Source organism: Niabella aquatica (assembly GCF_054779315.1).
This window is the reverse complement of the sequence record NZ_BAAGYM010000001.1, coordinates 88,247-101,899: the sequence shown is the minus strand read 5'-3', so window position 1 is coordinate 101,899 and position 13,653 is coordinate 88,247. Positions and strand designations below refer to the sequence as shown.

The window sequence follows — 13,653 nt, the reverse complement described above, 5'->3', positions numbered from 1 at the left end:
TACCCGATATAGATTATCCGTATTACATTTGTTGACGGATTATTATCTATATCTAAAATATAATACATGAAGTATATGCCTTTTGTAATACTTATGTCATCTGTTATTGCGTCGTGTAATGCAGGCGCAGATGGAAGTACCTCTAAAGAGAGTTATGATAGCCTGTCTAATCCTTTCGCAAATGAAAGCGGCCTGCCCTATCATACGATTCCTTTTGATAAAATAAAGGAGGCCGATTTTGAACCTGCTTTTGAGGAAGCAATGAAGCTGCATGTAAATGAAATAGATAAAATTGCGAATGATACCACCCCGGCCACATTTGAGAACGTATTGGTAGCGCTTGAAAAAAGCGGATCTATGCTCAATCGCGTCAGTGCAGCGTTTTATGTTTTAACGGGTGCTAATACCAGCGACAGGCTCCAAAGGATCGAAGAAAAAATGGCACCGGTGCTGGCGGCCCATAGCGATGGCATTTATCTCAACGAAAAATTATTCAAAAAGGTAGATGAGCTGTACCAGCAGCTGCCCGCCTTACAGCTCGATGCCGAGTCAAAACGCTTGGTAGAAGTGTATCATCAAAAATTTGTAATGGCGGGAGCAAATCTGCCTGATTCTGGAAAAGCCGCATTGAAAAAGCTAAATGAAGAAGAGGCCGCGCTCACCACTAAATTTTCTAACCAGTTGTTGGGTGCCGCAAAAAATGCAGCCCTAATAGCTGACAATAAAGAGGTGCTCGCCGGTCTGTCCGAAGGAGCGCTGGAAGCCGCTGCGGAAACGGCAAGGAAAAACGGCAAGGAGGGAAAATTCCAGCTGGCTATTATCAATACCACCCAGCAGCCGGCTTTGATGTCATTAAAAAACCGGGCCACCAGGCAGCAGTTGTTTGAGCATTCATGGACCCGGGCCGAAAAAGGCGATAGTAATGATACCCGTACCCATATTTTGCGGCTTGCTGAAATAAGAACTCAAAAGGCTAATCTGCTCAGCTTTCCTAACTATGCTGCCTGGAAATTGCAGAACCAAATGGCAAAAACGCCCATGGCAGTAGAAAATTTTTTAGGCCAGCTTACCCCGGTTGCCGTTAAAAAAGTAGCTGTGGAGGCAAACGATATAAAAGTCTTAATGGCAGCGCAAAAAGATAGTTTTGAACTGCAGCCCTGGGACTGGGATTTTTACGCAGAGCAGGTGCGCAAGCAGAAATACGATCTGGATGAAAGTGAAGTAAAGCCTTATTTCGTATTAGACAGTGTATTGGAAAATGGAGTATTCTTCGCTGCAGAGAAGTTGTACGGTATTACTTTTAAAGAGCGCAAGGACATTCCTGTATATCATGAAGATGTACGGGTGTTTGAAGTTTTTGATCAAGACGGGGCGCCAATGGCCTTGTTTTATGCGGATATGTATAAGCGGGATAACAAGCGGGGAGGGGCCTGGATGAGCAATATGGTAAAACAGTCTAAGCTGCTGGATAAAAAACCGGTAATTTATAATGTTTGCAATTTCCCTAAACCGGCCCTGGGGCAGCCTTCATTCATCAGTTTTGATGATGTAACTACTATGTTCCATGAATTTGGACATGCTTTACATGGATTGTTTGCGGATCAGCAATATCCATTACTATCGGGAACTAATGTAGCAAGAGATTTTGTAGAGATGCCTTCGCAGTTCAACGAACATTGGGCATTAGATACAACGGTACTGAAAAATTATGCAAAGCACTATCAAACCGGCGAGATCATTCCCCAAACATTAATTGATAAGATTAAGGCTGCCGGAACGTTTAACCAGGGCTATGCCTTTACAGAGCTGCTGGCCGCTGCCAATCTTGATATGCAATGGCATTCGCTTTCGGCACAGGACAGTGTGGTTAAAGACGTGGACGCATTTGAAAAATCAGCTTTGCAAAAGACAGGAGTAGCTATATCTTATGCTCCGCCCCGGTACCGGTCATCGTACTTCCTGCATATCTGGTCAAATGGTTATTCTGCAGGTTATTATGCTTACAGCTGGGCTGATATGATCAACCATGATGCGTTTGAATGGTTCAAAGAAAACGGAGGGCTTACCAGGAAGAACGGGCAGCATTTCAGGGATATGATATTGTCGAAAGGCAACACCCAGGAGCTTGCGGAGCTATACCGGCATTTCAGGGGAAAAGAACCGGTAATAAAATATATGCTACAGAATAAAGGAGTGATGTAAAGACGGACGGTATTATTAATTTCTAATTATTAAATTCCCCCCTTATGTCGGTAAAAAAAGATCTGTTTGAGAGCCCTGATTACTTTAATGTAGATGAGCTATTTACAGAAGAGCAGCTGATGATACGTGATGCGGTGAGGGCTTATGTAAAAAAAGAGATTACTCCGGTTATTGAAAGCTATGCGCAGCGTGCAGCATTTCCGCAGCAAATAGTAAAACAGTTGGGTGAACTGGGGTGCTTCGGGCCAACAATCCCGCAGCAGTACGGAGGAGGAGGCCTGGATTATATAAGTTACGGGCTGATGATGCAGGAACTGGAAAGGGGAGATAGCGGCGTGCGCTCTACCGCATCGGTACAGGGCTCGCTGGTTATGTTTCCCATTGATGCCTATGGCAGTGAAGCGCAGAAGCAAAAGTATTTGCCTAAGCTGGCAAGCGGTGAGTGGCTGGGATGTTTTGGCTTAACAGAGCCCGATCATGGCAGCGATCCTGCAGGTATGCTTACAAATATTAAAGATGCAGGCGATCATGTTGTTTTAAATGGTTCCAAAATGTGGATCAGTAATGCGCCTTACGCGCAGGTAGCTGTAGTTTGGGCAAAGAACGAGCTGGCTCAAGTGCAGGGTTTAATTGTAGAGCGTGGAATGGATGGTTTTACAACACCTGCAACCCATAGTAAATGGAGCCTGCGTGCATCGGCTACCGGTGAGCTGGTATTTGATAATGTAAAAGTGCCGAAAGAAAATATTTTACCCGCGGTAAAAGGAATGAAAGGACCGCTAAGCTGTTTAACCAAAGCAAGATATGGTATTGCCTGGGGCGTTACAGGCGCTGCAATGGATTGTTATGATACCGCCCTGCGCTATGCTAAACAACGGCAGCAGTTTGGTAAGCCTATCGCTGCTTTTCAGCTGCAGCAAAAGAAGCTCGCAGAAATGGTAACGGAAATTACCAAGGCACAATTGCTGAACTGGAGATTAGGAGTTTTGATGAATGATGGAAAAGCGACACCCCAGCAGGTAAGTATGGCTAAGCGGAATAACTGTGCAATCGCAACCAGTATTTGCAGGGAGGCAAGGCAGGTATTAGGTGGTATGGGTATTACCGGCGAATATCCCGTGATGCGCCACATGATGAACCTCGAAAGTGTGATTACTTACGAAGGCACACATGACATACATTTGTTGATTACAGGCCAGGACATTACGGGATTGAATGCGTTTAAATAGCTGGTCTCACCGCCCTGGGTTGACCATTGTAGAAATCGAAAAACCCGGCGATGTACTGCAAACAAAGGTTTGATGCAATACAGATGAGTATTGGGCTTCAGATGATAAAACAAAAAATAATAAATCGAAATAAAAATGCGTATTTACTTAATAGGTTTTATGGGCGTGGGCAAAACGCATTGGGGCAGGCAGCTCAGTAAAAGAATGCATATTCCGTTTTTTGATCTCGATGAAGTGATAGAGCAGGACGCGGGAAAAACGATTGGCCGTATTTTCGAGCAGGAGGGAGAAGAGCATTTCAGGATGAAAGAACGCGAAGTGCTGCATTTGCTGAGCGAGAGTCATGAATCTATGATTTTGTCCTGCGGTGGTGGCGCCCCCTGCTTTTTTAATAACATAGATTACATGAACGGGAAGGGTATAACGGTATGGATAGACACGCCTTTTGAAATTTTGCTGGGCAGGCTGAGGCAGCATAAGGATAAACGACCGCTTTTAAAAAATCTTGATGATGAACAATTGAAAGCCTACATTGTTAAAAAAAATGCAGACCGCCGCATATATTATGAACGGGCAAAGGTGCGAATAGACGATTCGGGCCTGAAGCTGGAAGAATTTACAAAACTGATCCTGAAAGAGATGGCGGCCAGTGCGCAATAATCATTTGAATATATTAATATGAATAAGCTGTATTTATTATCAGGCGGTATATTATCAGGGCTTGGAGTGATATTAGGTGCGTTTGGCGCGCACGGGTTAAAATCGGTAGCGCCCGATTCAGTGCCTACTTTTCAAACCGGCGTGCAATACCAGATGTATCATGCGTTTGCCTTGCTGATGGTAGGCATTCTGTTCGAAAAATTTCCCGTAAAAGCCATGAACTGGGCAGGTATTTGTTTTTTGATAGGCATACTGCTTTTTTCCGGTTCTTTGTATGCGCTTACAGCCCTGAAAGCATCTGGTAAAGTAGGTTTGGGGGGTGTGGGTATTATTACGCCCATTGGTGGTTTATTTTTTGTAGCCGGCTGGATAGCTTTGGTAGTAGGACTGCTGAAGCGGTGAACTTATGCGCTTACAGGATGATAAGTTGAAAAACGGTTGGGTATAGTAAACCTTGCTGAGCCTGAGACATGAAATCGGGAACCGGTAACCTCCCTCATCAACTTTTAAACCTTTCAACTTTTAAACCATTAAAGTATCTTTGTCCCTATGGCGAATAAGAGCAAATCGAAGAACAATAGACCCATAGCTAAGGCAAAAGACACCGGAACCGGTTTTAAAACAGAAAAGGAGGAAAAGATCAGGATAAAGCAATTGGCCAAAGACGAACGGACCTGGAAAATACTGGGCCTTTCTTCCCTGCTGATCTCTGTCTTCCTGATTATCGCGTTTATCTCTTACTTTTTTACCTGGAGGCAGGATTTTGTGCAGGTATCGAGGGGCCCCGAGATATTACAGGATTTTGATACTACTGCTGAAAACCTGTTGGGTAAAACCGGCGCACTCGTTTCCCATCTTTTTATTTATCAATTATTTGGAGTAGCTTCCGTGCTCATATGCACCTTCTTCTTTGTGGTAGGTGTTAACCTGTTATGGCGCAGGCGTGTATTCTCCATCTGGCGTAATTTAAAGTATGTCACGCTGGGGATGCTTGCAGTATCTACCATACTGGCGTTTATTTTGAGAAAAGAAGAATTTAGCTGGGGCGGAGGCGTTGGCAATGTGATCAGCGACTGGTTACTGGCCTCGCTGGGTTTTGTAGGGGCATCAGCCATTTTATTGCTGGTAGTGGTAGCTTATCTCATCTGGCAGTTTAACCCGGTATTCAGTTTCCCTAAAAAGCTGGTAAAATCCCCTGGGGCGCCTGTGGCAGAAAACCCCGATATACCAAAAGAAGAGCTGCCTTTATCGCATCATGATTTTGTAAAGCAAGAAACCGGTGAATCTGATCCTGTAACAGTTCCCAAGGATGGGGCAAAGCTTATTGTTGAGGAAGATGCAGGTGAGCCTAAACATAACATTAGTTTAATCGAAAAGGAAAAAGCCGTACTTTCTAAAGAAGAAGCGGATGGCTTTGAGGGTATTACTGTTTTAAAGCCGGAAGCAAGGATAACCTTTAAGACCGAGGAGCCGGTATCTAAGAGAGAAGCCGAAAAACCGAAAAGCACGGCCAGGCCGGCTGCGGACGAGGGGCTAAAGCTGGAGATCAACGATGCTCCATTGCCCAAAACCGAGGAAGAAGCAAAAATAACCACATCGGCAGAAGGTGCCAGGGCCGCCTATGAGCCTACATTGGATCTGCGTGATTATCAAAAACCTACATTGGATTTGCTGGCCTCTTATGGCTCAGAAAAAATAGAGCAGGACCCGCAGGAACTGGAAGATAATAAAAACCAGATTATTACCACGCTCCGTAACTACGACATAGAAATCCAGCGCATCAGCGCTACCATCGGGCCAACCGTTACCTTATATGAAATTGTACCTGCAGCCGGAGTACGCATCTCCCGTATCAAAAATCTTGAAGATGATATCGCATTGAGTCTTTCTGCATTAGGTATCCGTATTATTGCACCTATTCCGGGCCGTGGTACAATTGGAATTGAAGTACCTAATGCCAGGAAAAGTATTGTAAGCATGAAGACCCTCCTGTCTTCAGACAAATTCCAGAACAGTACGCATTCTTTACCTATTGCATTAGGTAAGAAGATCGATAATGAATTATTTATTGTTGATCTGGCCACCATGCCTCACCTGCTTATGGCAGGAGCCACCGGCCAGGGTAAATCAGTTGGTATTAATGCCATTCTGGTTTCGCTCTTGTATAAAAAGCATCCCTCACAATTAAAGCTGGTACTGGTCGATCCGAAAAAGGTGGAGTTGAGTATATATAGTCATATCGAGCGCCACTTCCTCGCTAAATTACCTAACGAAGAAGAAGCGATCATTACCGATACCAAAAAGGTAATCAATACGCTCAATGCACTTTGTATTGAAATGGATAACCGCTACGATCTGCTGAAGGAAGCGGGATGCCGAAACATTAAGGAATACAATGCCAAGTTTACATCACGCAAGCTGAATCCGGAGAAAGGGCATCAGTTTTTACCATTTATAGTATTGGTGGTAGATGAGTTCGCAGATCTTATTATGACCGCCGGTAAGGAAGTGGAAATGCCAATAGCGCGACTGGCACAGCTGGCACGTGCAGTGGGTATTCACTTAATTATTGCTACGCAAAGACCGTCTGTAAATATTATTACCGGTACCATTAAGGCCAACTTCCCCGCACGGGTAGCCTTTAAAGTAAGCAGCAAAATTGACAGCCGTACCATATTGGATGCCGGCGGGGCCGAACAGCTGATTGGGAAAGGCGATATGCTGATAAGCCTAAACGGAGAGATCGCGAGGCTGCAATGTGCTTTTGTAGATACACCGGAAGTAGATAAAATTGTTGAATTCATCGGTTTTCAGGAAGGTTACCCGCAGCCGTTCCTGCTTCCCGAGTATGTAGATGAAAAAGAGCTCGAAAGCGGTGATCTGGACCTGGGCGACAGAGACTCCCTTTTTGAAGAAGCGGCTCGCTTAATTGTAGCCAATCAGATAGGTTCCACTTCGTTGCTTCAGCGCCGTATGAAGCTGGGCTATAACCGTGCCGGACGGTTGATGGACCAGTTGGAACAGGCAGGAATAGTAGGTCCTAACCAGGGCAGCAAAGCCCGGGAGGTTTTAATAAAAACCGACGCCGACCTGCAGCAGCACCTGGATATGCTGGGGTAACAGGTAGCTGTCTCAGAAGTCAATTGGAGGATCATATTGAGCTTGACGAAAGATCGATACCTCAAGTATTAGCATTCGAGAAGTTCAGGCTGATACACCTTTGAGACAGTCTTCGGGAGTGGTTGAATTGTTAATTAATGTTAACCACCGCACCGCGGCATGAAAATTGGCGTCTTATTAAGAAAATTAACCGTTATAAATATTAAAAATGAAGAAGTTGTTATTTACAGGAATTGGATTATTAATAGCTGCATTTACATTCGCCCAGCAAAGAGACCCCCGGGCTAAAGCCCTGCTGGATGAGGTAAGCGCAAAGTTTAAGTCTTATAAAACCGTTAGCGCAGGTTTTGCTTATGAGATCAGGAATGCTGCAAGCAAGGTATTGTCAAAAAAAGCAGGAACGGTTCAAATGAAAGGGAACAGTTATGTAATCAATCTGGGCGGTAATAAAATTATGAGCGATGGCACTACTACCTGGAATTATGATCCCGCTGCCAAAGAAGTAACCGTTAATAGTTCCACTGCTTCGGAAGGTACCATAACGCCACAAAAATTATTTACAGATTTTTATAACAAAGATTTTATGTATGCAATGGAAAAAGATGATAAAGTGGGCGGACGGGAAGTAAATAAAGTGGTATTACAGCCGATTGATAAGTCAAAGCCGCTGGCAAGGGTTTACCTGGCAATTGATAAGGCAACGAAAAATATTGTGAGTGCCACGGTAATAGAAAAATCGGGTAACAGGTATGTTTATAATATCAGTAATTTTAAAACAAATACGGCAATGGCTGATGCTGATTTTACTTTTAATAAATCCAAATACCCGGGAGTAGAAGTGGTGGATCTGAGATAGCAAGAACAGCAATAAATAAATATGCTATATGCAATACTCAATGATCATTTTACGGAATGCATTGAGTATTGATTTATTGAACAGAATAGATGGATTGTTACCGATAACGGCGTAAAGAGGATCCCATTGGTTCGAGTTAAACGTTTGTAGATGTCAGAAGATCTATCCATTATAAAAGGAACGAAGGCGGAGCAATACGAGTCGCTGTTACCACAATTACAAGGCCTGTTACAGGGGGAGCATGACCTCGTGGCCAATATGGCCAATGTTGCGGCCGCATTAAAAGAACAGTTTAGCTGGTGGTGGGTAGGGTTTTATATAGTAAAAGGTAGTGAATTGGTATTGGGACCTTTCCAGGGGCCGGTAGCCTGTACCAGAATTAAAAAGGGTCGTGGAGTTTGTGGTGGCGCCTGGGAAAAAGCCGAAACATTTATCGTTCCTGATGTGGAGCAATTTCCTGGTCATATTGCCTGCAGCAGCGCTTCACGGTCGGAAATTGTAGTGCCGGTTATCGAAAACGCAGTAGTAATGGCAGTGCTGGATGCTGACAGTGAGCATTATGATCATTTCGATGAAACCGATAAGTGGTATCTTCAGCAAATTGTGGAAATGATAAATTTTCAAACAGTTGTTGACTAAGAAAATTATAGTGAAGGGAAAAGTGCAGGGCGTTTTTTTCAGGCAATCTGCAAGAAAAAAAGCAAAAGAAGCGGGTATTACCGGCACTGTTAGAAATCTGGATACCGGCAATGAGGTAGAAATTATCGCTACAGGAAGTGAAGCGCATTTAGCCGCATTTACCGGATGGTGCCGGCAGGGACCTCCTGCAGCGGAAGTGAAGGGGATCGAAGTAATAGAATTACCGTTACAGGAATACCGGGAATTTTCTATTTTGTAAGATTTATTAATAAAATAAAACATAAACTTTTATGAGAAAAATTGCGGTTTTACCGGTGATATGGATCAGCCTGTCTGCAGCAGCTCAGGATAAAGATCCGCGTTTAACAGAAATCTGGCAACCTGAACCTCGTGTGGTTACTCCCGGTATAACAGCAGCGGCGGCTCCCGCCGATGCGATTGTTCTTTTCAACGGAAAAGGTCTGGATGAATGGCAGGCAAAAGACGGAACTCCTGCTAAATGGAAATTAGAAGGCGATGTAATGACGGTCGCTAAAGGTGCCGGGGAAATTAAAACCCGTAAATCTTTTGGCGACTGCCAGTTGCATATTGAGTGGCGGACGCCTGCAATAGTAAAAGGAGAGGGACAGGGAAGAGGCAACAGCGGCATTTTTTTGATGGGCCGATATGAACTGCAGGTGCTGGACAGTTATAATAACCGCACTTACAGCAACGGGCAGGCTGGAAGCATTTATAAGCAATTGCCGCCTTTGGTAAATGCTTCGCGAAAGCCGGGCGAATGGCAGACTTATGATATTATTTTTACAGCGCCCCAATTCAATAAGGACAGCACGCTGAAATCCCAGGCAAGAATCACGGTGCTCCATAACGGTGTGCTGGTGCAAAATAATGTATCTATATGGGGCGCTACCCAATATATAGGCATTGCTACTAACGAAATGCATAGCGACCAGGCTCCTTTAATATTACAGGATCATGGAGATGCAGTAAGTTTTAGAAATATTTGGATAAGAGCGCTATAAATGGGAGATGGTTCAACAGAACAGTGAGGTGCTTATAAACAGGATGAGATGGTTGAGTATTCATTTATTTGAGTGATCACGCGTCCTATTATCGCTGTTTTAGCACGTGAATCCGGCTTTTTGTACAAAAAATGAATAATTATTTTTTTATTCAAAAAAAGTTTGTATCTTGTTCTTTCTCAATGAAGGAGAAGAAGCTTAGAGTAGTAAATAATTAAGTTTTTAAAGCAGCTTTTTAAAGCTGCTTTTTTTATGGGCTGAGTACGCCCTGGCTTCAAAGGATAGATTTTATGCCGATTTTACATCTGTAATAGGCCCTTTTTGGAGCTAAAAGATACTGCTGGTATGATCAGCCCTGAATAAGATACCGGAAAAGGTTTTCCAGAAAATTCTGGACGTTGAGAATTTTAATCGGAAAAAGCTCATTTTTCGGCTGTTAAAATCTCTTAAAACTTAATGCCGGCGCATGTTTTATCTTTAAGAAGCACTCAATTAAAAGTCACCGGCATTTTAGATGCACAAATCCACTCAAGGTGCATGTTACACATTTTTATGCGGCGCAATTATCTGGCGGATGGCTATAAGTTCGGTTAACAAACCTTCTAAAAGATCCAGTGATAACATATTAGCGCCATCACTTTTTGCAACCGCAGGCTCGGGATGGGTTTCAATAAACAAGCCATCGGCTCCTGTAGCAACAGCGGCTTTAGCAATAGTACCGATCAACCGCGGATTACCCCCTGTAACTCCTGTGCTTTGGTTGGGCTGTTGCAGGCTGTGGGTACAGTCCATTACTACAGGCACGCCATGTTCCTGCATCCAGGGAATATTCCTGTAATCTACCACCAGGTCAGTATAACCAAAACTATTTCCTCTTTCAGTAAGCATCACCTTATCATTACCGGATCTGCTGATCTTTTCAACAGCGAATTTCATGGCGGGGCCGCTAAGGAATTGGCCTTTTTTTACGTTTACGATTTTTCCTGTCTTAGCAGCAGCTTCCAGCAGGTCTGTTTGTCGGCACAGGAATGCCGGTATTTGAAGTATATCGGCATATAACGCAGCCATAGCTGCTTCTTCAGGGAGGTGAATATCTGTAACTGTGGGTACCGAGAAAGCTTCACCCACCTTTTTCAATAGTTTCAGCGCCGCTTCATCACCAATACCTGTAAAAGAATGAGCGCTTGTACGGTTCGCTTTTCTATAAGAAGACTTGAATACATAAGGAATCTTCAGCTTGCGGCAAACTTCAGAAACCCTGCCGGCTACTTCCATCACTAAAGCTTCGCTTTCGATCACACAGGGCCCTGCTAAAAGAAAGAAGTTGTTTGTATCGTAAGACTGTTTACTGAATAGCGTTTTTAAAAATGTTTGCATGGGCAAATGTATTGAAAAGTCGCGAAGTCAGGAAAGTCGGGGCGCCCGGAGTCAGAGGCCAAAAGTAAATGTTCCTGCTTACTACTTCCTAATTCTTATTCCCTTATTCCATATAGCCTATGAGCTAATACCAATAGCCCGCGGCAATTTCCGGCTGCCCTTTCCTGCCTGCCGGCAAGGCAGGGTTGCTCCACTTTTTTAGGCAAACAAAAAAGTAGAAAAGAAAGAAATGAGGTATCTGTTTCTACAAGGATTCTATAAACTTGCCATTTCAAAGAACTTAAAAACGTTTTTATAGGTGCTGACAAGTATCATCATAGATTGTAAATTATATGGTTAATTGTCGCTGTTCGACCGTAGGTAGAAACCTTCTAAACCCCAGGAAATTTCTCCTTCCACCTGCTTGGGCAGGATCCAACCGGAATGACGGTACTTATTTGTCATTGCAAATAACTCAATTTTCCTGTTATTTTTGCCTCACCACGACATTGCTTATTGAACAGGTGGTAATGCCTAAATGTGAAAACGATTGCACAGGTTGGGGCCCGCGCCTGATATTTTCGATATGTTTGTAAAACAAATCTTTATATGGCAAAAGACAAAATACTAGTTATAGGCTCTTCGGGACAGATTGGAGTAGAGCTTACCCTGGCACTGAGAAAGATATATGGTAATAATCATGTAATAGCATCTGACCTGAGAGAGGAAAATGAATTGCTTAAAGGCAGCGGACCTTATGTCAGCATTGATGTAATGAATAAGGAAATGCTGCATGTGCAGGTTATACGGCAAAATATAACACAGGTATATTTGCTGGCTGCCATACTTTCTGCTACGGGAGAGAAGAACCCCGGCCTTGCCTGGCATTTAAACATGCAGGGGCTACTCAATGTTTTGGATATTGCCCGCGAAGAAAATCTGCATAAAGTGTACTGGCCTTCCTCAATAGCGGTATTTGGGCCTACCTCACCTAAACAGAACTGCCCCCAGCAAACCATTATTGAGCCTTCTACAGTATATGGTATCAGCAAATATGCCGGCGAGTTCTGGTGCAATTACTACCATCTTAAATATGGGATAGATGTGAGAAGTATGCGCTACCCCGGTTTAATATCCTATAAATCCGCTCCCGGCGGAGGCACTACCGATTATGCAGTAGAAATGTTTAAGGAAGCGCTGGAGGAAAAAAAATATATCAGCTTTTTAGCTGCAGATACCTATCTTCCTATGATGTATATGCCGGATGCCATAAGGGCAACCATAGAGCTGATGGAAGCGCCCCGGGATCAGATATCGGTGCGTACTTCTTATAACGTTGCAGCCCTTAGTTTTGCCCCAAAAGAAATTGCAGCCGCTATACAAAAGCATATACCGGATTTTACGGTCGAATACCAGCCGGATTACCGGCAGGCTATAGCCAATAGCTGGCCGCAAAGCATAGACGATACCGTAGCCAGAAAGGATTGGAACTGGAAACCAGTATTTGATCTGGACATGATGACGGAAGATATGCTCAGGAACTTAGTGTAAGGCCGGATACTTAAAGACCCTCACACTTCCTGCTTTAAGTCCCTGATATTTTACGTTTTGTCCTGTAAGTGGCGGGTTAGTACTATATTTGTTTAATATTAACAATTTATTATGCCGGATTGCTTTCTTCCTTTAAAGAGCAGGCTGGCAGAAGATTGACTAAACGCTTATGCCAAACGAAAGAACTATGGGAACCAAAATTCAGATCATTGAAGAAAACAGGGCTGCCTGGGATCTTGTTAAGTATAAAACAGAGAGCGCAAGCGATAAGCAACTGGACTTTTTGCCCTTTTTCCCGTCTGTAGAAGAATCGGTGGGGGCCTTTTTTTTACATAAACCTGATATTTTAATTGCTGATCTGAAAGTGATCTATAGTTATGACCTGGATGTGATGGAAAAACTTTTCTACCAGAATATCATCCGGCCCAAGCTGATTATATTAGCGGCGGCCAATCACCTGGAGGGTATTCAGCGTATTGTAGAGATGGGTATTTCGGGCCTGGTAATGAAACCTTTAAATACCGATAACCTGGCCAGGGCCATTCAGCGTGTAACCAGTTTAATAGACAGTGATAATAACGGGAGAACGGACGGCCACTTTATTACTTTAAAAGCCAACCGCTCGTTACTTTACCTGAACCAGCAGGATATTCTTTTTATTGAATCGAACCGCAACATTTGTACCATTACTGTAAAAGACGGCAGCCATCGTACCGTAAATGAAAGTATCAGCAGCATTGACCAGCGGCTGCTCGTTAAAGAATTGATGCGCATTGATAAAAGCTCCATCATAAACCTGTCTAAAATAGTATACCTGGGGGGCGACAAATACAATAAGGAGTGCCGGCTGAGGCTGGATAACGGCCACGAGATCTCCAAGTCGTTAAGTAAAATAGCGATGAGCCGTTTATATAAAATTGTGTCAAATAAGGTAAAAGAAAAAGGACAAAATGTTATTTTATAATGTTTCGTCCTTTAAAAAGCACTTTATTTCATTTTTGTTAATTAAAGTCAAATA

Annotated in this window: 12 protein-coding genes; 11 read left to right on the top strand and 1 reads right to left on the bottom strand. The window is 43.5% G+C overall.

Annotated features, from left to right (window positions below; translation table 11 throughout):
* The first annotated feature begins 66 nt into the window (after nt 1-66).
* The 9 genes from ACYVBM_RS00430 (at nt 67) to ACYVBM_RS00390 (ending at nt 9,728) form a co-directional block, all read left to right on the top strand.
* The gene (locus tag ACYVBM_RS00430; protein WP_460683627.1) at nt 67-2,202 is read left to right on the top strand and encodes a M3 family metallopeptidase; all 2,136 of its coding nucleotides are present in this window, start codon (nt 67-69) and stop codon (nt 2,200-2,202) included.
* 44 nt (nt 2,203-2,246) lie between these two features.
* Nucleotides 2,247-3,431 (top strand): acyl-CoA dehydrogenase family protein, encoded by a 1,185-nt coding sequence (locus ACYVBM_RS00425; protein ID WP_460683626.1) that lies wholly within the window; start codon nt 2,247-2,249, stop codon nt 3,429-3,431.
* A gap of 135 nt (nt 3,432-3,566) precedes the next feature.
* The gene (locus ACYVBM_RS00420) at nt 3,567-4,091 is read left to right on the top strand and encodes a shikimate kinase (protein WP_460683625.1); all 525 of its coding nucleotides are present in this window, start codon (nt 3,567-3,569) and stop codon (nt 4,089-4,091) included.
* An 18-nt stretch (nt 4,092-4,109) separates the two neighbouring features.
* Nucleotides 4,110-4,493, top strand: coding sequence for a DUF423 domain-containing protein (locus ACYVBM_RS00415; protein WP_460683624.1), 384 nt, complete (start codon nt 4,110-4,112; stop codon nt 4,491-4,493).
* Between the two features lie 147 nt (nt 4,494-4,640).
* The gene (locus ACYVBM_RS00410) at nt 4,641-7,211 is read left to right on the top strand and encodes a DNA translocase FtsK (protein ID WP_460683623.1); all 2,571 of its coding nucleotides are present in this window, start codon (nt 4,641-4,643) and stop codon (nt 7,209-7,211) included.
* A gap of 208 nt (nt 7,212-7,419) precedes the next feature.
* The gene (locus tag ACYVBM_RS00405) at nt 7,420-8,067 is read left to right on the top strand and encodes a LolA family protein (protein ID WP_460683622.1); all 648 of its coding nucleotides are present in this window, start codon (nt 7,420-7,422) and stop codon (nt 8,065-8,067) included.
* A gap of 150 nt (nt 8,068-8,217) precedes the next feature.
* Nucleotides 8,218-8,706 carry a GAF domain-containing protein gene (locus ACYVBM_RS00400; protein WP_460683621.1) on the top strand — a complete coding sequence of 163 codons (489 nt, stop codon included), beginning with the start codon at nt 8,218-8,220 and terminating at the stop codon, nt 8,704-8,706.
* A complete protein-coding gene (locus ACYVBM_RS00395; protein WP_460683620.1) occupies nt 8,699-8,965 on the top strand; it encodes an acylphosphatase in 267 nt (88 codons plus the stop codon). Before ACYVBM_RS00400 ends, ACYVBM_RS00395 begins: the two co-directional genes overlap by 8 nt.
* Before the next feature lie 31 nt (nt 8,966-8,996).
* Nucleotides 8,997-9,728: a 3-keto-disaccharide hydrolase gene (locus ACYVBM_RS00390; protein ID WP_460683619.1), complete on the top strand. Its 732-nt coding sequence runs from the start codon at nt 8,997-8,999 to the stop codon at nt 9,726-9,728.
* Nucleotides 9,729-10,268: 540 nt separating this feature from the next.
* Here ACYVBM_RS00390 and kdsA read toward each other — a convergent pair.
* Nucleotides 10,269-11,105, bottom strand: coding sequence for a 3-deoxy-8-phosphooctulonate synthase (kdsA, locus tag ACYVBM_RS00385; protein ID WP_460683618.1), 837 nt, complete (start codon nt 11,103-11,105; stop codon nt 10,269-10,271).
* 588 nt (nt 11,106-11,693) lie between these two features.
* Between kdsA and ACYVBM_RS00380 the strand changes: the two genes are divergently transcribed.
* On the top strand, nt 11,694-12,635 hold the full coding sequence (locus ACYVBM_RS00380) for an NAD-dependent epimerase/dehydratase family protein (protein ID WP_460683617.1): 942 nt from the start codon (nt 11,694-11,696) through the stop codon (nt 12,633-12,635).
* Between the two features lie 187 nt (nt 12,636-12,822).
* On the top strand, nt 12,823-13,599 hold the full coding sequence (locus tag ACYVBM_RS00375; protein ID WP_460683616.1) for a LytR/AlgR family response regulator transcription factor: 777 nt from the start codon (nt 12,823-12,825) through the stop codon (nt 13,597-13,599).
* Nucleotides 13,600-13,653 lie beyond the last annotated feature (54 nt).